17 protein-coding genes are annotated in these 21,667 nt (G+C 33.4%); 14 read left to right on the top strand and 3 right to left on the bottom strand.

Annotation, left to right across the window (positions count from 1 at the left end; genetic code table 11):
* Positions 1-24 precede the first annotated feature (24 nt).
* From recN to J8H85_RS15140, 7 genes are all read left to right on the top strand, one after another.
* Positions 25-1,677, top strand: a complete 1,653-nt coding sequence (gene recN, locus J8H85_RS15170) for a DNA repair protein RecN (protein ID WP_209656054.1) — start codon at positions 25-27, stop codon at positions 1,675-1,677.
* Between the two features lie 119 nt (positions 1,678-1,796).
* Complete coding sequence (locus J8H85_RS15165; RefSeq protein ID WP_209656053.1) at positions 1,797-2,612, top strand: enoyl-ACP reductase FabI; 816 nt, start codon at positions 1,797-1,799, stop codon at positions 2,610-2,612.
* Between the two features lie 110 nt (positions 2,613-2,722).
* Positions 2,723-3,730, top strand: a complete 1,008-nt coding sequence (locus tag J8H85_RS15160) for a glycosyltransferase (protein WP_209656052.1) — start codon at positions 2,723-2,725, stop codon at positions 3,728-3,730.
* On the top strand, positions 3,727-4,686 hold the full coding sequence (locus J8H85_RS15155) for a CdaR family protein (protein WP_245243834.1): 960 nt from the start codon (positions 3,727-3,729) through the stop codon (positions 4,684-4,686). The genes J8H85_RS15160 and J8H85_RS15155 overlap by 4 nt, the downstream gene beginning before the upstream one ends.
* Positions 4,683-5,270, top strand: a complete 588-nt coding sequence (gene coaE, locus J8H85_RS15150; protein ID WP_209656051.1) for a dephospho-CoA kinase — start codon at positions 4,683-4,685, stop codon at positions 5,268-5,270. Before J8H85_RS15155 ends, coaE begins: the two co-directional genes overlap by 4 nt.
* A 112-nt stretch (positions 5,271-5,382) precedes the next feature.
* Positions 5,383-6,918, top strand: coding sequence for a sensor histidine kinase (locus J8H85_RS15145; protein ID WP_245243833.1), 1,536 nt, complete (start codon positions 5,383-5,385; stop codon positions 6,916-6,918).
* A gap of 2 nt (positions 6,919-6,920) precedes the next feature.
* Complete coding sequence (locus J8H85_RS15140) at positions 6,921-7,622, top strand: response regulator transcription factor (RefSeq protein ID WP_132218798.1); 702 nt, start codon at positions 6,921-6,923, stop codon at positions 7,620-7,622.
* Positions 7,623-7,808: 186 nt separating this feature from the next.
* Here J8H85_RS15140 and J8H85_RS15135 read toward each other — a convergent pair whose 3' ends face one another.
* Positions 7,809-8,390 (bottom strand): hypothetical protein, encoded by a 582-nt coding sequence (locus J8H85_RS15135; protein ID WP_209656049.1) that lies wholly within the window; start codon positions 8,388-8,390, stop codon positions 7,809-7,811.
* Between the two features lie 222 nt (positions 8,391-8,612).
* Entirely contained in the window at positions 8,613-8,849 is a 237-nt protein-coding gene (locus J8H85_RS15130; protein ID WP_209656048.1) for a hypothetical protein, read from the bottom strand.
* Between the two features lie 143 nt (positions 8,850-8,992).
* Here J8H85_RS15130 and J8H85_RS15125 point away from each other — a divergent pair, with 143 nt between their 5' ends.
* The 6 genes from J8H85_RS15125 to J8H85_RS15100 all read left to right on the top strand — a co-directional run bounded on the left by J8H85_RS15125 (position 8,993) and on the right by J8H85_RS15100 (position 19,726).
* Positions 8,993-10,948 (top strand): peptidylprolyl isomerase, encoded by a 1,956-nt coding sequence (locus J8H85_RS15125; protein WP_209656047.1) that lies wholly within the window; start codon positions 8,993-8,995, stop codon positions 10,946-10,948.
* Entirely contained in the window at positions 10,949-11,800 is an 852-nt protein-coding gene (locus tag J8H85_RS15120; protein ID WP_317195017.1) for a peptidyl-prolyl cis-trans isomerase, read from the top strand.
* On the top strand, positions 11,763-13,217 hold the full coding sequence (locus J8H85_RS15115; protein ID WP_209656046.1) for a peptidylprolyl isomerase: 1,455 nt from the start codon (positions 11,763-11,765) through the stop codon (positions 13,215-13,217). Before J8H85_RS15120 ends, J8H85_RS15115 begins: the two co-directional genes overlap by 38 nt.
* Before the next feature lie 4 nt (positions 13,218-13,221).
* A complete protein-coding gene (locus J8H85_RS15110; RefSeq protein WP_209656045.1) occupies positions 13,222-14,175 on the top strand; it encodes an AAA family ATPase in 954 nt (317 codons plus the stop codon).
* Between the two features lie 290 nt (positions 14,176-14,465).
* Complete coding sequence (locus tag J8H85_RS15105) at positions 14,466-17,243, top strand: bifunctional aconitate hydratase 2/2-methylisocitrate dehydratase (protein WP_209656044.1); 2,778 nt, start codon at positions 14,466-14,468, stop codon at positions 17,241-17,243.
* A gap of 206 nt (positions 17,244-17,449) precedes the next feature.
* A complete protein-coding gene (locus tag J8H85_RS15100; protein ID WP_209656043.1) occupies positions 17,450-19,726 on the top strand; it encodes an aconitate hydratase in 2,277 nt (758 codons plus the stop codon).
* Positions 19,727-19,794: 68 nt separating this feature from the next.
* Here the strand turns inward: J8H85_RS15100 and J8H85_RS15095 are convergent, their stop codons facing one another.
* The gene (locus tag J8H85_RS15095) at positions 19,795-20,469 is read right to left on the bottom strand and encodes a C1q-like domain-containing protein (RefSeq protein WP_209656042.1); all 675 of its coding nucleotides are present in this window, start codon (positions 20,467-20,469) and stop codon (positions 19,795-19,797) included.
* A gap of 226 nt (positions 20,470-20,695) precedes the next feature.
* Here J8H85_RS15095 and mazG point away from each other — a divergent pair, with 226 nt between their 5' ends.
* Positions 20,696-21,469 (top strand): nucleoside triphosphate pyrophosphohydrolase, encoded by a 774-nt coding sequence (gene mazG, locus J8H85_RS15090; protein ID WP_209656041.1) that lies wholly within the window; start codon positions 20,696-20,698, stop codon positions 21,467-21,469.
* Positions 21,470-21,667: the final 198 nt, after the last annotated feature.

Below are 21,667 nucleotides of genomic sequence, written 5' to 3'. Positions count from 1 at the left end.
TTTAACTTACAACTTTTAACTTCCATGTTAACATCACTTTCCATAAAAAATTACGCATTAATTGATAACCTTCATGTAGATTTCAATGATGGTTTTTCAATAATTACAGGTGAAACTGGTGCTGGTAAATCCATACTTTTAGGTGGTTTGTCTTTAATTCTAGGGAAGCGTGCCGATTTAAGCAGCTTAAAAAATACCGAAGAAAAGTGTGTCATTGAAGCGGTTTTTAATATATCAAATTACAAACTTCAATCGCTTTTTAAAGCAGAAGATTTAGATTATGAAAATGAAACCATCATCCGTAGGGAGATATTGCCTTCAGGAAAATCGAGAGCTTTTGTAAACGATTCACCCGTAAATTTGAATAGTTTGCAATTATTAGGAGAACGATTGATTGATATCCATTCACAACACGAAACCTTGCAACTTATAAGTAATGAGTTTCAGTTTCAAATTATTGATGCTTTAGCAAACAATGAGGAAACGCTTCAAACATATAAATTAGAATTAAAATCTTATAAAAAATTAAAAAAAGAGCTTCAAGAACTTTTGGATTTTCAAGCGGAAGCTATAAAAGAACACGATTATAATTCGTTTTTATTAAATGAATTGGTAGAAGCTAATTTAGTGGAAGGCGAATTGGAATTGCTTGAAGAAGAATACGAAACTTTAAATAATATTGAGGGCATTAAAGAAAAACTTTCTGAAGCCTATCAATTATTAAATGAAGAGCAAATAGGGGTGTTGCCAACCTTAACGTCTTTAAAAAATACATTTCAAAAACTATCAAGCTACGCTGCTAAATACGAAGATTTATTCACTAGAGTAAATAGTAGTTTAATTGAAATGGATGATGTTTTTAAAGAAGTTGATGTGTTGCACGAAAACTTGGAAGCAGACCCCAAACGATTGGAAGCTGTAGATTCTAAATTACGTGTGCTTCATAATTTGATGCAAAAGCATGTAGTAACTAGTATTTCAGAATTAATCGACATAAAAAATCAACTGGAAGAAAAAGTAGCATTTACAGAAAATTTAGATGATGCTATCGAGAAAAAACGTTTGGAAATTACTTCTAAAGAAGTGGAGCTTGATGTTGTTTCAAAAGCCATCCATGATAAGCGTACAGAGGTTATTCCGCAATTAAAAGAACAATTGGAAGCTATTTTAGCTACCTTGGGTATGCCAAATGCCCAGTTTAAAATAGAAGTTGTTTACGGTACCGAATTTTTTGCTAACGGAAAAGACGATTTATCATTCTTATTTTCAGCCAACAAAGGCGGGAATTTTAACGAGCTTAAAAAAGCGGCTTCTGGCGGCGAATTGTCTCGAATTATGTTAGCCATAAAATCGGTATTGGCAAAATACATCCAGTTACCAACCATCATGTTTGATGAAATTGATACGGGTGTTTCAGGTGAAATCTCCAATAAAATGGGTGATATCATGTTGCAAATGAGCAAGACCATGCAGGTATTTTCAATAACCCATTTACCGCAAATTGCAGCTAAAGGGCATTCGCATTTTAAAGTATTTAAAGAAGATGTTAACAATGTTACGCAAACAAACTTGGTGAAATTAAACCACGACGAGCGCATTGTTGAAATCGCTCAAATGCTTGGTGGATTGGAGATGTCGTCTTCTGCCATAGCTCACGCAAAAGAATTATTGAACTAAAAAGTATAAAGTATAAAGTTTAAAAGTATAAAGTTTAGTATTTTTGGACTTTGAAACTCTGACGAATCAATAAGTCAGCACATCAACGAATTAACAAATCAACATATAAACTAACGCATATGTATAATTTACTGAAAGGAAAAAGAGGGATCATTTTTGGAGCATTAGACTCAAATTCAATTGCTTGGAAAACAGCAGAACGTGTTCATGAAGAAGGTGGAACGTTTGTTTTAACCAATGCACCAGTTGCCATGCGTATGGGGCAAATTAACGAGTTAGCTGAAAAAACAGGGTCTCAAATTATTCCTGCTGATGCTACTTCTTTAGAAGATTTAGAAAATTTGGTGAAGCAATCTATGGAAATTCTTGGAGGTAAAATAGATTTCGTTTTACATTCCATTGGGATGTCTATAAACGTTAGAAAAGGAAAGCACTATACCGACCAAAATTATGATTGGACGCAAAAAGGAACCGATGTTTCTGCTATGTCTTTCCATAAAGTGATGCAAACACTTTACAAGCAAGATGCTATGAACGAGTGGGGAAGTATTGTAGCATTAAGTTATATGGCTGCGCAACGTGTATTCCCAGATTATAACGATATGGCCGATAATAAAGCATATTTAGAAAGTATTGCACGTAGTTTTGGGTATTTCTTTGGTCGTGACAAAAAAGTGCGCGTAAATACCATTTCACAATCACCAACACCAACGACTGCGGGTAGTGGTGTAAAAGGTTTTGACGGATTTATTGCCTATGCCGATAAAATGTCGCCACTTGGTAATGCGACAGCTTTAGATTGTGCAAACTACACCGTAACATTGTTTAGCGATTTAACAAAACGCGTCACCTTACAAAACCTGTATAACGATGGCGGTTTTAGTAACATGGGTGTGAGTGATGCCGTAATGAGTACTTTCGTAGGAGAAGAATAAAAAATATAGATAGACCACACAGGTTTTTGAAACCTGTGAGGTCTAAAAAAATAAAAACATAGCCACTTGTATAAGGTGGCTTTTTTGTTTGCTTTAATTACATTTGTGTTATGCAATTACAATTTTCATTCATCATTCCAGTTTATAATCGTCCGGACGAAACACAAGAACTTTTGCAAAGTTTTTTTGGGTTGAAAACGGATACTAAGTTTGAAATTGTTATTGTTGAAGATGGCTCCACCATATCATCTAAAGCAGTGGTGGATGCTTTTACATCTTCGCTCGATATTTCATATTATTTCAAAGAAAATTCAGGTCCTGGAGACTCTAGAAACTTTGGGATGCAAAAGGCAAAAGGCAACTATTTTATTATTTTAGATTCCGATTGTATTTTGCCTGAAAACTATTTGTTTGAAGTTGAAAAAAGTTTAAAAGCAAATTACGTAGATTGTTTTGGCGGTCCTGATGCGGCACACCATTCGTTTACCAATTTGCAAAAAGCCATTAATTTTTCAATGACGTCTTTTATCACCACCGGTGGTATTAGAGGCAACAAAAAAAGTGTTGATACGTTTCAACCACGAAGTTTCAATATGGGACTTTCAAAGGAAGCTTTTTTAGCTTCAGGTGGTTTTGGTTTTATCCATCCCGGTGAAGACCCCGATTTATCCATCCGCCTTTGGAATTTAGGTTTTAAAACAAAGCTTATTCCAGAAGCATTTGTGTATCATAAACGACGTATTTCCTGGAGTAAATTTTACAAGCAAGTGCATAAGTTTGGGTTGGTGCGCCCTATTTTAAATAACTGGCATCCTTCAACAAAAAAAATAACTTATTGGTTTCCAACGGTGTTTAGTTTAGGGCTTGTTGTTTCGTTACTTTTACTGTTTTTCCAAATAAAGTTTTTCATTGCTTTTTATGCGTTTTACTTTGTTTTGGCGTTTTTAATAGCGTTATATACAACTAAAAACTTGCTGGTTTCTGTTTTATCGTTATTGGCAATTACAGTCCAGTTTTTTGGATATGGTTATGGTTTTTTAAAATCCACACTTGCTATAAACGTTTTCAAAAACAACCCCGAAACGCATTTTCCTAATTTGTTTTTTAAATCATCATGATAAAAAAAATAAAATCCGACATATTAACCTCTATCAAAAACAAAAAAATAAATGTGTTTTTTCTGTTTTTGCTCTTGGCATTCATCATTTTGATATTTACCAAACTTTCAAAAACCTATACCAATACAGTGGTTTTTAATATTGAAAAAATCAATATTCCAGAAGAAGATGTTGTTTTTGATGATTCCGTAGCTTTAAACATCACCTTAAAAACACATGGATTTAAATGGTTAACCTATTATTTTTCGAAACCTAAAATTAAAATAGATTTTAAAAAAGATGTCTATAAAAAGGATTCTGTTTTTGTTTGGAATAAGTCCAAGGCCTATTTAGAAAACACACAATTTGGCAAACAAGTTGAATTACTAAACATAGCTCCAGAGGTGCTCACCTTTAGATATGGTTTAAACATGGTGAAAAAAGTGCCTATTAAACTAAATGAAGATATAAAATATAGCGTGGGTTTTGATGTGTCTAGCACTTATGTTTTGGAACCCGACTCGTTGCTTGTAGTGGGGCCAAAGGCATTGGTGTCTAATATTGATTTTGTTGAAACCGAAAAGGTATCATTAAAAGATGTTAAAAAAAATCTATCCGAAACCGTTAAGCTGAAAACAGCTAGAAAGAACAAAGATGTAAAGTTTTCAACCGACAAAATAATCTTAAAAGCAAAAGTTGAAAAGTTTACAGAAGGTACTTTAAAAATACCGGTATTTGTTATTAATGTGCCGGAAAATATCAATTTAAAATATTTTCCTAAAGAAGTTAATGTGTCTTATTATGTAAGTTTAAGTAACTTTAATTCTATTTCGGCTAAAGATTTCAGGGTGGTTTGCGATTACAGTAAAGTGGTAAATAATCAATCGCTATTGGTGCCAGAATTGGAAAAATTTCCAAAATCAGCAAAAAATGTTAAAATTAAACAACAACGTATAGAGTTCATCATAATAGAATGATTGTAGTAGGTTTAACAGGTGGTATAGGAAGTGGTAAAACAACGGTTGCCAAACAATTTGAGGCGTTGGGTATTCCCGTTTATATAGCTGATGAAGAGGCCAAAAAACTCATGAACCGTTCTAAAGTTATCAAACGCAAACTTATAGCCTTGTTTGGTGAAGAGGCGTATTTGGATAATCGATTAAACAAACCTTTTATTGCAAATATCATTTTTAACGATAAAAGTTATTTACAGCAAATGAATGCCATGGTGCACCCACGTGTGGCAGCTCACTTTAAAAAATGGTCAGCAAAGCAAAATAGTCCTTATGTAATAAAAGAAGTGGCTATTTTGTTTGAAAATGGAGGTCATAAACTATGCGATTATGTGATTACCGTTACAGCACCAAAAGAAGTGCGTATACAACGTTTGTTAAAACGTGACGATACTACGGAAGAGAAAGTAGAAGCTATCATGAAAAATCAATGGTCTGACGATGAAAAAGTAAAACTTTCAGATTATGTAATTACAAATACAACACTTGAAGATACTATAAATCAAGTAAAGAAAATTCACGTTAAAATTCTAAAATCTATTAAATAAACACAAATTTTAACATTTTTGTTAATGTAAGGTTAAAAGGGCTTAGCACTAAATGTTAAAATGTTAATTTTGAATAATGAGCAAAAAGATTTTCGTACTATTAATCCTGTTAATGAGTTTATCTCTAATAGGTATCATTTTTGTTCAGGCATACTATATAAATGGTTCTGTAAAAAATGAAAAAGAACGTTTTAAGTTTAATGTAAACAAAGTGCTTAACTATGTTTCAAATACCATTGAAAAACGCGAGTACTCAGAATATGTGTACAAACTTCAAGATTTAATTTCTAAGGGTGAAAAAGTTGACACCACGGCAATTAGAAATTTATATATCATAAAAGAAGATTTAGACTCAAAAGAGACCACAATTTACAGAAACGGTACTTTAGAAGAAAATTATAAGTTTAATTCATCGCTCTTTGACATAGGTTTAGATACCATTAGTGTAAAGCGGATTTTAAGTAATCGCGAAACCAAAGTGTACCAAAATAGTGGCTCTAGTTTGGATTTGGATTTAAGTACAAACGATAAGTTGTTGCTTTTAGACAAAATGTCCAGTACCGATGAAATTGTTTTTGAAGATGTTTATAAAGATTTAACATCTCGTTTACCAATTCATAAGCGTGTAACAAAAGAAGAAATTCAAAAGTTATTATCTGAAAAGCTAAAAGAAGATGGCATTAACATCGATTTTGAATTTGCTATTTACAGCAACGGTTTAGCCACTAGAATACGTAGCGATAATTTTGAAAATTACGACGAATCGGCATTCAGTGTTTTTATGTTTTATAATGAAAGCAACCAAAGCACATACAAACTGTTGGTGAATTTTCCAGATGATAAAAGATTCATTTTATCATCTATTATGGGTATGATTTTACTATCGGTAATTTTCACATCCATCATCATTTTAGCTTACGGAAGTGCTTTGTACCAATTAGTAAAACAGCGTAAAATATCTGAAATAAAAACAGATTTCATCAATAACATGACGCACGAGTTTAAAACACCTATTGCTACCATAAATTTAGCTTTAGATGCCATTAAAAACCCAAAAGTTATTGATGATAAAGAAAAAGTAGTGCGCTATTTGGCAATGATAAAGGAAGAAAACAAACGCATGCACGCCCAAGTAGAAAACGTATTGCGTATATCTAAACTAGAGAAAAATGAATTAAATATAAGTAAGGATAGGTTGGATTTGCACGACTTAGTGGAAGATGCCATAACGCATGTAGGGCTTATAGTTGAAGACAGGCAAGGGTATATCAAAACATTTTTTGATGCACCAAAATCCACGGTTTTAGCAAACGATACCCACTTTACGAATGTAATAGTTAACATTCTGGATAATGCCATTAAGTATTCACCAGAAGCACCAAAAATAGAAGTATATACCGAAAATGTTGGAAACAATATTTTGTTAAAAATAAAAGATCATGGCAGTGGTATGAGCAAAGCAGCTGCCAAACGCGTGTTCGAAAAATTTTATAGAGAACACACCGGAAACATTCATAACGTAAAAGGTCATGGTTTAGGTTTGGCCTATGTAAAACGTATTGTAGAAGACCATCAAGGTCATGTATCAGTAGAAAGTGAAAAAGACAAAGGAAGCACATTTATAATAAAGCTTCCAATAATATCATAAACATGGAAGAGCAAAAAAAGAAAATATTATTAGTTGAAGACGATCCGAATTTCGGAATTATTCTTAAAGATTATTTGATGATGAACGATTACGATGTTGTTCATGCAAAAAACGGAATGGAAGGCTTCGAAAAATTTAAAAAGGACGATTACGATTTATGCATTTTAGATGTTATGATGCCTTACAAAGATGGCTTCACGCTAGCTAAGGAAATTCGTGAAAAGAATACCGATGTGCCTATTGTTTTCTTAACGGCCAAAACCATGAAAGAAGATGTTTTAAAAGGCTATAAAGTAGGCGCAGACGATTATTTAAACAAACCGTTTGATAGCGAAGTATTGCTCATGAAAATTAAGGCTATTATGCAACGCAAAGCCACCGAAACAATTTCGGACAGCAAACAATTTGAGTTTAAAATTGGAAGGTTCGATTTAAACTCCAAATTGCGTTTTTTAAAATTTGATGGCGGAGACCCCGTTAAATTATCGCCCAAAGAAAATGAATTGTTACGTTTGTTGGCATTGCATGAAAACGATTTAATGCCACGTGAATTAGCACTTACCAAAATTTGGAGAGACGATAATTATTTTACCTCTCGTAGTATGGATGTGTACATTGCAAAACTGCGTAAGTACTTAAAACTTGATGAAAAAGTTGAAATCCTTAACATTCACGGTGAAGGTTTTAGATTGGTGGTAAACTAATTGAACAAATTGTTTTAGATATTTAAAATCCAGCTAATTGCTGGATTTTTTTATGATTTATGGATTTATGAGTTCGTTTAACGTTTATTATATCTTGGAAAATCAGAAGCTAACAAACAAAGCAATGAGCAAACGGTTTAACTAAAATAAACAATGTTTTTTTTTACATAGAGTTACAACCAGTTTTTATATTATTTCCAAATAAATATCTGGGTGACTTATTTTTATCCAACGAATTAAATTCCCAAAATCACTTTGACATTCGTCCAGATAAACTTTATTAAAGAAATCATCTATAAATTTCGGAAATCGGTCACTGTATCTAGATTGAATTAAATTAAAAATCTGATTTAATTTTTGTTCGTTAGTTTGGATGTATTGAATTTGTCTATGTCTATTTAATTTCCATTTGTCTTTTCTATTCGGTACATTTTTTTCAAAATTTCGTTCAGGATTATTACCTATTAATTGAAAAATTAATTCAGTTTGAGTACAGATAAGAGAATTGTCAAGAGATTCAAAGGTTTTTGAACTGCTCAATCTTTTTTTTCCTTCCGAGATTATAGATTTCAACAATTGCACATGAGTTTTGTCAGAAATAATGATTGTTTCATTTATTGCTATTAAGAAGGTATCAAGAATTTTCAAATAGTAACGTTTCGCTTTAGCAACAGTTTGAGAATTTTTTACTTTATAATAATCATTTTGACCATAAAGTCCTTGAATCAAAAACTTGAAAGCAATATCTGTTTTTCTCTTATTTATCATTAAAATAGGTTTAATATTTTTTCACGGAATGATTTTTCTCAAATTGCGTACAATGCGAAGATAAAGTTCCGTTTCAATGAACTTTATCGATTGTTAAACGAAGTTAGTTGATTTTTCTTATAAAATCAAATTTTGTGCAAAGCATAATTTTCGATTACACAACAGTTGATTTAAGTAGTATTACTAAGAAGATTATTGGATTACGGTTTAGCATTTCCGGAATTAATTTGAAAAAAACTGTCCTCTATGCGGTTTTAAAGCATCTCGAATGGGTTTCATATCCGCTTCATCAACCACTAAAAAAGCGATAGCATGTACATCGCTTACAGCTTCAAAACCCGTAATGGAAATGTCTAATTTTTCGAGTTGAATATATTCTTTTAAATGTATTTCATGGTGTTCCGCAATTTTATTGGCGTCTGGCCCATGAAAATCCCATATTAGCTTTAATTTTCGCATGTTATTTTATAAATATGAATATGGAAAGGTAAAAAAATATATCATTTAGAATGGTAATATTTTATCTTTTTCATCGTTTGTTAAAGCAACTTGCATAAAAGGTTTATATTGCTATTTTTGTGCTATCAATTAAATTTTTTCAAATGAATTATAAGTATTTATTTATTTTATTTTTTTCAACAGCAATTTTCAATATTTATGGTCAATCTGCTAATAAAGATATCCTTTTTTCAGTAGATGGTGAACCCGTTTATACATCGGAGTTTTTAAGGGTTTATAATAAGAATTTAGATTTGGTTCAAGATGAATCTCAAAAAAATGTAGATGAATATTTATCACTTTTCACCAATTATAAATTAAAATTAAAGGAAGCAAAAGCTTTAGAGCTTCATGAGAAACCATCGTACATACGCGAATTGGATTCATATAAAAAGCAGTTGGCTAAAAGTTTTATTTCAGATTCTGAAGTAACAGATGCTTTGGTTCAAGAAGCTTATGAACGTGTTTCCAACGATGTAAAAGCATCGCATATTTTAATAAAAATTCCAGAAAACGCAAATCCTAAAGATACGCTGGCAGCTTATAATACCATCGTAAAATTACGTGAAAGAGCTTTAAAAGAAGGTTTTGAAAAAGTTAGAAAAGAAGTGCACAATGGACAAACGGTTTATGGAGAAGATTTAGGTTATTTTTCGGGTTTCAGAATGGTTTATCCGTTTGAAAATGCCGCATACAATACCAAAGTAGGCGCTATTTCGCAACCGTTTAAAACCCAATTTGGCTACCATATTGTATATGTGCAAGATAAAAGAAAATCGAGAGGTGAGCGTACCGTAGCGCATATTATGGTTGTTGAAAAACCAGGGGATTCCTTAGCGGAAAAACCAGAAAATAGAATTCAAGATATTTATAAAAAACTAAAACAAGGTGAAGATTTTGAAGCCTTGGCAAAACAGTTTTCAGACGATGGAAATTCGGCTCCAAACGGAGGTAAGCTTGCGCCGTTTTCGGGTGGACAAATAAATTCGGAAGAGTTTGAAGGTACTGCTTTTGGTTTAAAGGAAATAGGAGATGTGTCTGAGCCTTTTAAATCGGCTTACGGTTGGCATATTGTTAAGTTGCTTGGTAAAAGGCCTGTAGCATCTTTTGAAAAAATGAAACCGGAATTGGAACAAAAAGTTAAACGCGATGAACGTTCTAAGTTAATAGACGAGGCTTTGTATACGAAGCTTAAGGCAAAGTATAACCTTAAGGAAGAAAACAAAGCATTAGCTTATTTTGCATCCATTTTAAACGACAATTTTTTTAAAGGTACTTGGGAACTCCCAAAAGGTTTTACCGAAAGCAAACCTCTTGTTAAAATAGGGAACAAGCAATTAACTTATAAAGATTTTGGCGATTATTTAGTTTCGGCACAACGAAATATGCCTTCAAAAACCGATTTTAAAACATTGGTTTCAAAACAGTACAACACGTTTTTAAATACCAATGTTGTAACTTATCAGGAAGATAATCTAGAAAGCGAAAACGAAGAATACGCCCATGTAGTTGCAGAATATAGAGACGGATTATTATTGTTCGATTTAATGGAAACAACTATTTGGAATACGGCTAAAACCGATTCTTTGGAAATTGAAAATTACTATAACGCACACAAAAATAAGTACACAACTCCAAAGCGAATAGATGCGGTTGTTGCTTCTTCAAAAGACCAAAAAACGCTTAAAAAAGTCGGAAAACTATTGAAAAAGCGTATGGGTTTACCAGAAATTAAAGCCCTTATCAATAGTAATAACAAAATAGACGTTATCTTTACTGTAGATACTATGGAGGCTAACCACCAAGCATTGCCAAAAGCGTTTGAATTTAAAAAAGGCATCTCTAAAATATACAATCATAACAACGCCTTTGTTTTGGTTCAAGTAAATGAGGTGTTGCCTGAAACTCAAAAAACATTGGATGAAGCTAAGGGCTTGGTTATAAGCGACTATCAAGCTTTTAAAGAAGAAAAATGGCTAAAAGAGTTGGCGGAAAAATACAAAGTAGTTGTAAACCAAGAGGCTTTAGAAAGTGTAAAAACTCAAATAAAAAACCAATAAGTGCGAAATAAAACCATCATATTTTTTCTTTTTATTTTAGTCAATTCCTGCGACTTTTTTAAAAAAACAGACGATAGGGTACCTGTCGCAAGGGTGAACGATACCTATTTGTATTATGATGATATTAAAGATTTGGTATCTGAAGGAACACCTAAAGAAGATAGTATGTTAGTGGTTCAAAACTTTATCAATCGTTGGGCAACCCAACAATTATTTGTTGATGGTGCCAAAGTAAATTTAAGCCAATCGAAACAAGACGAATTTAATAAATTAATACAGCAATATAAAAATGACTTGTATACCAAGGCTTATATTGAAGCATTGGTAAAAAGGGATATGGATACGGTTGTTACCACCCAAGAAGCCGAAACTTATTACAATGAAAATAAAGATGTATTTAAACTAAACGAAGACTTGCTTAAATTTAGATACATTCATATAGATGAAAATATTTTAAATTTCAATTCTGTTGTAGAAAAATTTAAACGCTTCAATTCCAAAGACAAAAAAGATTTAAACGCGATATCAATTCAGTTTAAATCCTATTCTTTAAATGATACTATTTGGATTAAAACCAACCAAGTAATCAATAAAATTTCGGCAATAACTCCCGAAAATAAAAATCAACTGTTAAAAAAATCTAATTTTGTACAACTCAAAGACTCATTAGGAGTATATTTGATGCAAATTAATGACGTTTTACTTCGAAATGATACGGCGCCTTTAGAGTATGTAAGGCCAACTATAGACCAAATTGTCGTTAACAAAAGAAAGCTTGAACTTATTAGAGAATTAGAAAAAGACATTACTAAAGATGCTATTAAAAATAAACAATTTGAAATTTATAAATAATTTGAAACACCTTGGGTTTTTATGTATAACCCTATTGCTAGTAAATAATATATCTGCTCAAGAAGTAATTAACGACGAGATAGTAGAGGATGCACCTAAAAAAGTAGACACAACTAAAGCCCAAAATGCTAAAAAAGTAGATGGTGTTGCAGCGGTTGTGGGTGATTATATTCTTTTGGATTCAGATGTTGATAAAGCCTATTTGCAACTACAGGCACAAGGTGTAAATACCTCTAGTATTAAACCCTGTGAGTTATTCGGAAAATTGTTAGAAGATAAGTTGTATGCACATCAAGCAGTACAAGACAGTATATTAGTATCAGACGCTGAAATTAGAAGAAATGTAGACTATCAAGTGGAGCAATTTTTAGCACAATCTGGGAAATCTATGAAAGAACTTTTAGAGTTCTACAAAAAGGATGATGAAAAATCTTTTAGAGATGAAATGTTTGAAATCAATAAAACCAACCAGTTAGCACAAAAGATGCAAGCTAAAATTGTTGAGTCCATTGAAATAACGCCTGAAGAAGTACGTGCTTTTTTTGAAAGAATTCCTAAAGAAGAACGCCCAACATTTGGTACCGAATTAAAAGTTGCCCAAATAGTTGCAGAACCTAGGGTGTCTGAAGAAGAAAAACAACGTGTTATTAACAGGTTAAAGGAATTTAAAGCAGATATCATCGAAAACGGAGCAAGCTTCCGTTCCAAAGCTGTTTTGTATTCAGAAGATCCTGGGTCGGCAAGTAAAGGTGGAAAATACACGTTAAACAGAAAGCAACCTCGAATGGTTAAGGAGTTTAGACAAGTGGCTTTTTCGCTTCAAGAAGGAGAAATATCAGAACCTTTTGAAACTGAATTTGGATACCATATCATTCAATGTGATAAAATTAGAGGACAAGAATATGATGTAGCCCATATTTTACTATCACCTAAGGTTTCTACCGAAGCTGTAAAGGAAGCAAAAGAGCGTTTAGAAAAAGTTAGACAACGTATTGTTGATGGAAAAATATCGTTTGCAGATGCAGCAAGAGAGGCAAGTGATGAAAAAGAAACACGTGGAGATGGTGGCCAACTTATAAACCCAACCACACAAGATTATAATTTTGAGTTGACTAGGATGGAACCAGAATTATATTCGCAAATTCAGAACTTGAAAGATAATGAAGTAAGCCTTGTTTTAAAAGAAGAAGACCGAACTGGCAAAGTGAAGTTTAAAATTTTAATGGTTACAGATAGAATCAATGAGCATGAAGCAGATTATGCGCGCGATTATTTGAAAATCAAAAGTTTGGCTTTAGACGAAAAGAAGATAAAGGCAATTGCAAAATGGCAAGAGGAGAAAATCTTAGATACTTATATAAAAATTAGCGGGGAATACAGAAACTGTGAATTTTCTAGCAACTGGTTAAAGAAATAATTATATGTCTGATGTAGCTGCGATTGAACAATTTGTAAAACGATATAAAGATTTAAAAACCGAAATTGCCAAAGTTATTGTTGGTCAAGATGAAGTAGTTAATCAAATATTGATTTCTATTTTTTCTGGTGGTCACTCTTTGCTTATTGGTGTTCCTGGTTTAGCAAAAACCTTAATGGTAAATACCATTGCACAAGCTTTAGGACTCGATTTTAAACGCATTCAATTCACCCCAGATTTAATGCCGAGTGATATTCTTGGTAGTGAGATATTGGATGAAGACCGCCATTTTAAATTTATAAAAGGCCCTATTTTTTCAAATATTATTTTGGCAGATGAGATTAACAGAACACCGCCAAAAACCCAAGCAGCTTTATTGGAAGCCATGCAGGAGCGTGCCGTAACCGTTGCAGGGCATCACTATAAATTGGAATTACCTTATTTTGTTTTAGCAACTCAAAACCCAATTGAGCAAGAAGGAACTTATCCGTTGCCTGAAGCACAGTTAGACCGTTTTATGTTCGCAATAAATTTAGATTATCCATCATTTCAAGAAGAAGTTGATGTTGTAAAAGCAACTACTACAGATACACAAGCTAAAGTGAATGCACTTTTTTCTGCAAAGGAAATAATAGATTTTCAACATTTAATAAGAAGAATACCAGTAGCCGATAATGTTATTGAATATGCCGTGGCTATGGTTGGTAAAACAAGACCAAATGGCGATGCTGCTAACGATTTGGTTAAAAACTACATCGATTGGGGAGCAGGACCAAGAGCTTCACAAAACTTAATTTTAGCAGCCAAAACACATGCCGCTATACATGGTAAATTTTCTCCAGATATTGAAAACGTACAAGCGGTAGCACATAGTATTTTAAGGCATAGAATTATTAAAAACTACAAAGCGGAAGCTGAAGGAATTTCAGAGATACAAATTATAAATAGTCTTTTTTAATTCTTTAATATTAAAGCGTTATTAAATCATCATTTTTTTGTTGATTTCATTAAAAAAACACAAATCATATTAAAAAATAATAGTACTATAATAATTTAATATTGTTGTGTGTAGCATTCCGTGTTTTATTTTCAAAACTTTGTATTTATTTAGTATTTTGCATCACTTTTAAAATGAACTAACAACTATAATTAGGGCTTTTAACATGAATATTAAAGTCTGTAATCAGTTTACTGGGCTTACAGCTAGTGTGTTTATAAAAAGCTAAAAAAACGAAAAGACTTTCCAATATGAACATTTACAATGATTACATCAAGGAGATTGAAGAAAGAAAAGCTCAAGGGCTAAGTCCAAAGCCAATTGAAAGTGCCGAATTGTTAAGCGCAATTATTGAGCAAATTAAAGATTTAGATAACAAGTATAGAGAAGATTCTCTTAACTTTTTCATTTACAATGTTGTGCCAGGTACTACCAGTGCAGCAGGAGCAAAAGCTAAATTTTTAAAAGAGATCATTCTTGGTGAATCTTTAGTTAAAGAAATTTCACCTGCCTTTGCTTTAGAGTTGTTATCACATATGAAAGGGGGGCCTTCTATTGAAGTGTTACTTGATATCGCTTTAGGTGATGATGAAGCAAAAGCCAAAGCGGCTGCCGAAGTTTTAAAAACACAAGTTTACCTTTATGAGGCAGACATGTATCGTTTAAAGGAAGCTTATAAAAGCGATAGCGCTATTGCTAAAGATATTTTGGAAAGCTATGCCCAAGCAGAGTTTTTTACAAAACTTCCAGAGATTGATGAGAAAATAGATATCGTGACATTTATTGCGGGTATTGGTGATATTTCTACCGATTTACTTTCGCCTGGTGGTGATGCGCATTCAAGATCTGATCGTGAGTTGCACGGTCAGTGTATCTTTGAGCATAATAAAGAAATGCAAAAGAATCTTTTAAAATTAAAAGAGCAGCATCCAGACAAACGTGTGATGTTAATTGCCGAAAAAGGAACCATGGGAGTTGGTTCTTCAAGAATGTCAGGTGTAAACAATGTGGCTTTATGGACAGGTGTTCAAGCAAGTCCGTATGTGCCTTTTATCAATATAGCTCCAATTATTGCAGGTACTAACGGTATTTCTCCAATTTTCTTAACTACAGTTGGTGTAACAGGAGGTATTGGAATTGATTTACAAAACTGGGTAAAGCAAAAAGATGCTGATGGCAATACCATTATGGGTGCCGATGGAGAACCTGTATTAGAGCAAAAATATTCTGTTGAAACAGGTACGGTTTTAACAATAAACACAAAAGAGAAAAAGTTATACAAGGGCAATCAAGAGTTAATGGATATTTCGGCTTCATTAACACCACAAAAAGTGGAGTTTATCAAAGCGGGAGGTTCTTATGCTATTGTATTTGGTAAAAAACTACAAACATTTGCAGCTAAAACTTTAGGAATTGATATTCCTCAAGTGTATGCACCATCAAAAGAGATTTCTATTGAAGGCCAAGGTCTTACGGCTGTTGAAAAAATATTCAATAAAAATGCTGTTGGTAATACACCCGGAAAAGTATTGCATGCAGGATCGGATGTTCGTGTAGAGGTAAATATTGTTGGTTCGCAAGATACCACAGGTTTAATGACCGCTCAAGAGCTTGAATCTATGGCAGCTAAGGTTATTTCGCCTATTGTGGACGGTGCTTACCAATCTGGATGCCATACAGCTTCTGTTTGGGACAATAAATCGAAAGCAAATATTCCAAAGTTAATGAAGTTCATGAACGATTTTGGTTTAATTACTGCGCGCGATCCTAAAGGAGAATATCATGCTATGACGGATGTAATCCATAAAGTTTTGAATGATATTACGGTTGATGATTGGGCAATAATTATTGGTGGAGATTCTCATACAAGAATGTCTAAAGGTGTTGCTTTTGGTGCCGATTCTGGAACAGTTGCTTTAGCACTTGCTACTGGTGAAGCTACCATGCCAATTCCACAATCTGTAAAAGTGACTTTTAAAGGAACTATGAAAGATTACATGGATTTCCGTGATGTTGTTCATGCAACGCAATCTCAAATGCTTTCGCAATTTGGTGGAGATAATGTATTCCAAGGTAGAGTGATTGAGGTTCATTTAGGAACACTTACAGCAGATCAGGCATTCACATTTACAGATTGGACTGCAGAAATGAAAGCAAAAGCCTCTATCTGTATTTCTGAAGATGCTACTTTAATTGAATCTTTAGAGATTGCAAAGGAAAGAATCCAAATCATGATTGATAAAGGGATGGATAATAAATTGCAAGTTCTTAAAGGTTTGGTTGCCATTGCTGATAAACGAATAGCTGAGATTAAATCTGGTGAAAAACCAGCATTAACCCCAGATGCCTATGCTAAGTATTTTGCAGAAGTTGTTATTGATCTTGATAAAATAGAAGAACCAATGATTGCTGATCCAGATGTATATAACGATGATGTTTCTAAACGTTATACGCATGATACTATCAGACCATTGTCTTTTTATGGTGGTACTAAAAAAGTAGATTTAGGCTTTGTAGGATCTTGTATGGTTCACAAAGGTGATATGAAAATATTAGCTCAAATGTTGAAAAATATTGAGTCGCAACAAGGAAAAGTTGAGTTTAAAGCACCTCTAGTAGTAGCGCCTCCTACATATAATATTGTAGATGAGTTAAGAGCAGAAGGCGATTGGGAAGTTTTACAAAAATACTCTGGTTTTGAGTTTGATGACAACGACCCTAAAGCTGCAGCTCGTACTAAATATGAAAATATGCTGTACTTAGAGCGTCCAGGTTGTAACTTGTGTATGGGTAACCAAGAAAAAGCAGAACCAGGTGATACTGTAATGGCGACATCCACACGCTTATTCCAAGGAAGAGTGGTGAAAGATTCTGGTGAGAAAAAGGGTGAATCTTTATTATCGTCAACGCCAGTTGTTGTTTTATCTACAGTTTTAGGTAGAACACCTAATTTAGCTGAATATCAAGCTGCTGTAGTTGGCATTAACTTAACCAAGTTTAAACCTTCAAGTAAATTACTAGTGAAGTAATCTTGATTTATATAAACGTAATTCAAAAGCCCGAGTTTTATGCTCGGGCTTTTTTTTTTTGCACTGTGAAATGATTACTTTTTTTAAACAATAATTAGACGATTAATATAGTAATGTTGTAAAAAATCATTAAAAGTAGAAATCAATTTTTATTGCCCTTCTATATTTCGTATCTTGTGTTAATCAAAATTGAAAAAATAAAATTTATGGCATTTGACATTGATATGATAAAAGGGGTTTACGCTAGAATGAAAGAACGCGTAGATGTTGCCCGAGACATTGTTGGTAAACCACTAACATTATCTGAAAAAATATTATACAATCATCTATGGGATGGAAACGCAACAACAGCTTTTGAAAGAGGCAAGGATTATGTAGATTTTGCTCCTGATAGAATTGCATGTCAAGACGCAACAGCTCAAATGGCGTTATTACAGTTTATGCAAGCTGGAAAAAGCAAAGTTGCTGTTCCCACTACGGTGCATTGCGATCACTTAATACAAGCTAAAGAAGGTGCGGCAGTCGATTTAAAACATGCCAATAGCGTAAGTAGTGAGGTGTTTAATTTCTTAGAGTCGGTTTCAAATAAATACGGAATTGGTTTCTGGAAACCAGGTGCCGGTATTATCCACCAAGTAGTATTGGAAAATTATGCATTCCCTGGAGGGATGATGATTGGTACCGATTCCCATACCGTTAACGCAGGTGGTTTAGGTATGGTTGCTATTGGTGTTGGTGGAGCAGATGCGGTTGATGTAATGGCAGGTATGGCTTGGGAACTTAAATTCCCTAAGTTAATAGGAGTGAAGTTAACAGGTAAATTATCGGGTTGGACAGCACCAAAAGATGTTATTTTAAAAGTAGCCGAAATTTTAACCGTTAAAGGTGGTACCGGAGCGATTGTAGAGTATTTTGGACCTGGAGCAACAGCCATGTCCTGTACCGGTAAAGGAACCATTTGTAATATGGGTGCAGAAATAGGTGCTACCACATCAACTTTTGGTTATGATGAATCTATGGAGCGCTATTTACGTTCTACCGATAGAGCAGATGTTGCCGATGCTGCTAATAAAGTTAAAGAATATTTAACTGCCGATCCCGAAGTTTATGCTTCACCAGAAAAATATTTCGATCAGGTTATTGAAATCAACTTATCAGAACTAGGACCTTTGTTAAATGGTCCGTTTACTCCAGATTTATCAACGAATGTTGGTAAAGAAATGAAGGAGAAAGCAACTGCTAACGATTGGCCAATTGCCGTAGAATGGGGATTGATTGGATCTTGTACCAATTCATCGTATGAAGATTTATCGCGTGCCGCATCTATTGCACAACAAGCTTTAGATAAGGGCATTAAAATGAAATCTGAACTGGGTATTAATCCAGGTTCTGAACAAGTAAGATATACTGCTGAAAGAGACGGTATTCTTCAAGTATTTGAAAAATTAGACGCAAAAATTTTCACCAATGCCTGTGGCCCTTGTATTGGGCAGTGGGCTAGATATAGCGATCCGAAAAATGCTCCAAAGAATAGCATCGTGCATTCATTCAATAGAAACTTTGCGAAGCGTGCCGATGGAAACCCAAATACACATGCTTTTGTGGCTTCACCAGAAATTACAGCGGCTATTGCCATTGCAGGGCGTTTGGATTTCAACCCTATGACGGATAAGCTTATCAGCGAAAATGGTGAAGAAGTCATGTTCGAAGAGCCAACGGGATGGGAACTACCTCCAAAAGGTTTTGAAGTTAAAGATAATGGCTATTTGGCTCCTGAAGAAGATGGTAGTCATGTGCAAGTAAATGTGTCTCCAACTTCAGAGCGTTTACAATTATTAGAGCCTTTCGAACCTATAGGAAACACTATAAAAGGCGCTAAATTATTAATAAAAGCATTCGGTAAATGTACAACCGACCATATTAGTATGGCTGGACCTTGGTTGCGTTTCCGTGGGCATTTAGATAATATTTCAAACAACTGTTTAATTGGTGCGGTAAATGCCTATAACCAAAAAACAAATTTTGTTAAAAATCAATTAACGGGTGAATACGGTGGTGTGCCAGATGTACAACGTCAATACAAAGCTAAAGGCATTAAAACCATTGTTGTGGGAGATCATAATTATGGTGAAGGGTCTTCACGTGAACATGCAGCTATGGAACCTCGCTTTTTAGGAGTTGCTGCGGTTATTGTAAAATCGTTTGCCCGTATTCATGAAACAAACCTTAAAAAACAAGGTATGTTAGGATTAACGTTTGCTAATGAAGCCGATTATGATTTAATTCAAGAAGATGATACATTCAACTTTTTGGATTTAAATGAGTTTGCTCCCGATAAACAATTAACACTGGAAGCTGTACATGCAGATGGTAGTAAAGATAACATCAAATTGAATCATACCTATAATGCTGCACAAATAGCATGGTATAATGAAGGATCTGCTTTAAACTTAATTAAAAAGGAAAATAATAAAGCCTCTTAATAAATTTACAAGTTATTACATAAACATAAGCCATTACATATTTGTAGTGGCTTTTGCTTTAGGTTTTTTTACCTTAATTGATAAATTGCACAATAACTATCAGAGGATGTTCCTAAAATATTGACCGTAGCAAGGGTTGAACTTACTTTAAAAGTGATAGTGTCGTTTGATGCTAAATCCAATATAGTCGAAATATATCGAATGGGTGGTGATACATTAATATTAACACTTAATATGCTCACAACAACGCTGAGAAAGTTTTGTTCAGCTATTAAAACATTATTTTTATAAATTCCTAAACCAAAGTTTGTACTCACACTAATTGAAGAATTAAGTTTTATTTGTGCGCTAATGCTATAAATACCGTCTTGTTTTGCCGTAAATGTGTTTGTAGCAGTATCAAATTCATTATTATAATCAGTCAGTTCGTTATTAAATTTAATTATAGAGCTGCCTGAAACTATGTTGTGAGAAATATTTCCACCACTTGAAAAAGAAGCCCTAACCATACTGGGTAACGTAGCGTTTATGATATCGACACCTTTAACGCTATTAATATTTCCAGATTTAGATACCACTAAAATAGAATCATTAATAACATCTACATCGGTTTCATTTGTAGTGCTTCTAATTCGGACTGTGCCGTTAACATCAAGTGTTGCTGTGGGAGTTGTAATTCCTATACCAACTTGAGCAAATAATGTTGGTGTGAAAAGTAGAAAAAAAATGATTTTGTTCATCATATTTTAATTTAAGATTAATAAACAGAAATTATATATGAGAGACTTATCCTTACAAAATAGTAAAAAATATAATATATTTTGATGGTTTTAGTTTTTTTTCGATGTACGGATTAAAATTTTTACGGTTCATCACAAATTGAAAATAATATTAATACACTATTCTCTGTCATATTTAATACATTTACTTTTCTATAAAATATAAAAAGCATCCATTAAAGAAATATATATGAATAGTAGAAAGGAACAACTTAAAGCTTTTGATAGATTATTAACAATCATGGACGAGTTACGAGCCCAGTGCCCATGGGATAAAAAACAAACCATGGAAACATTGCGGCATTTAACCATAGAAGAAACTTACGAACTGGGTGATGCTATTTTAGATAATGATTTAGAAGAAGTTAAAAAGGAATTAGGCGATGTACTGCTTCATATTGTGTTTTATTCCAAAATAGGAAGTGAGACCAATGATTTTGATATTGGCGATGTATGCAATAGTATATGTGAAAAATTGATAAGTAGGCATCCACATATTTATGGCGATGTAACCGTTGAAAAAGAAGAGGATGTTAAGCGCAATTGGGAAAATTTAAAGTTGAAAGAAGGGAAAAAAAGTGTTTTAGAGGGGGTTCCAAATAGTTTGCCAGCACTGGTTAAAGCCAATAGAATACAAGAAAAAGTAGCAGGCGTGGGTTTTGACTGGGAACAACCAAATCAAGTTTGGGAAAAAGTGGAAGAAGAACTTGCCGAATTTAAAACTGAAGTAGAAAAAGGCGATAAGGATGCTATGGAAAGCGAGTTTGGAGATGTAATGTTTTCCATGGTTAATTATGCCCGTTTTCTAAAGATTAATCCGGAAAATGCTTTAGAACGGACCAATAAAAAATTCTCAAAACGCTTTCAATATCTTGAAGAGAAAGCAAAGTCAATTAACAAACCTTTAAAAGAGATGACATTGGCTGAAATGGATGTGTTTTGGGAAGAAGCAAAGCGTATTTAATTAGAAACTATGGGAAATAAAAAAAAAAGCTTGAGAAACCTTAAGCTTTTTTAATTGCTGTATTTGTCCCGTCCGGCAATAGCGATACACTCAAACCTTAGTGTAATGAAAACACCAGAAAACAGTGGGTATGTAAAGCGTACTCAAAAAGATTATTCGATTTCTTTTAAGCTTCAGGTTGTTCAAGAAATAGAATCA

Source organism: Mariniflexile gromovii, from assembly GCF_017814435.1.
GTDB classification, from domain to species: Bacteria; Bacteroidota; Bacteroidia; order Flavobacteriales; family Flavobacteriaceae; genus Mariniflexile; species Mariniflexile gromovii.
This window is presented reverse-complemented; position numbering and strand designations above follow the sequence as displayed.

What these genes read in the sequence shown, in the direction of transcription:
- recN (WP_209656054.1), top strand. Translation starts at nt 25, where the DNA reads ATGTTAACATCACTTTCCATAAAAAATTACGCATTAATTGATAACCTT.
- J8H85_RS15165 (WP_209656053.1), top strand. Translation starts at nt 1,797, where the DNA reads ATGTATAATTTACTGAAAGGAAAAAGAGGGATCATTTTTGGAGCATTA.
- J8H85_RS15160 (WP_209656052.1), top strand. Translation starts at nt 2,723, where the DNA reads ATGCAATTACAATTTTCATTCATCATTCCAGTTTATAATCGTCCGGAC.
- J8H85_RS15155 (WP_245243834.1), top strand. Translation starts at nt 3,727, where the DNA reads ATGATAAAAAAAATAAAATCCGACATATTAACCTCTATCAAAAACAAA.
- coaE (WP_209656051.1), top strand. Translation starts at nt 4,683, where the DNA reads ATGATTGTAGTAGGTTTAACAGGTGGTATAGGAAGTGGTAAAACAACG.
- J8H85_RS15145 (WP_245243833.1), top strand. Translation starts at nt 5,383, where the DNA reads ATGAGTTTATCTCTAATAGGTATCATTTTTGTTCAGGCATACTATATA.
- J8H85_RS15140 (WP_132218798.1), top strand. Translation starts at nt 6,921, where the DNA reads ATGGAAGAGCAAAAAAAGAAAATATTATTAGTTGAAGACGATCCGAAT.
- J8H85_RS15135 (WP_209656049.1), bottom strand. Translation starts at nt 8,390, where the DNA reads ATGATAAATAAGAGAAAAACAGATATTGCTTTCAAGTTTTTGATTCAA.
- J8H85_RS15130 (WP_209656048.1), bottom strand. Translation starts at nt 8,849, where the DNA reads ATGCGAAAATTAAAGCTAATATGGGATTTTCATGGGCCAGACGCCAAT.
- J8H85_RS15125 (WP_209656047.1), top strand. Translation starts at nt 8,993, where the DNA reads ATGAATTATAAGTATTTATTTATTTTATTTTTTTCAACAGCAATTTTC.
- J8H85_RS15115 (WP_209656046.1), top strand. Translation starts at nt 11,763, where the DNA reads ATGCTATTAAAAATAAACAATTTGAAATTTATAAATAATTTGAAACAC.
- J8H85_RS15110 (WP_209656045.1), top strand. Translation starts at nt 13,222, where the DNA reads ATGTCTGATGTAGCTGCGATTGAACAATTTGTAAAACGATATAAAGAT.
- J8H85_RS15105 (WP_209656044.1), top strand. Translation starts at nt 14,466, where the DNA reads ATGAACATTTACAATGATTACATCAAGGAGATTGAAGAAAGAAAAGCT.
- J8H85_RS15100 (WP_209656043.1), top strand. Translation starts at nt 17,450, where the DNA reads ATGGCATTTGACATTGATATGATAAAAGGGGTTTACGCTAGAATGAAA.
- J8H85_RS15095 (WP_209656042.1), bottom strand. Translation starts at nt 20,469, where the DNA reads ATGATGAACAAAATCATTTTTTTTCTACTTTTCACACCAACATTATTT.
- mazG (WP_209656041.1), top strand. Translation starts at nt 20,696, where the DNA reads ATGAATAGTAGAAAGGAACAACTTAAAGCTTTTGATAGATTATTAACA.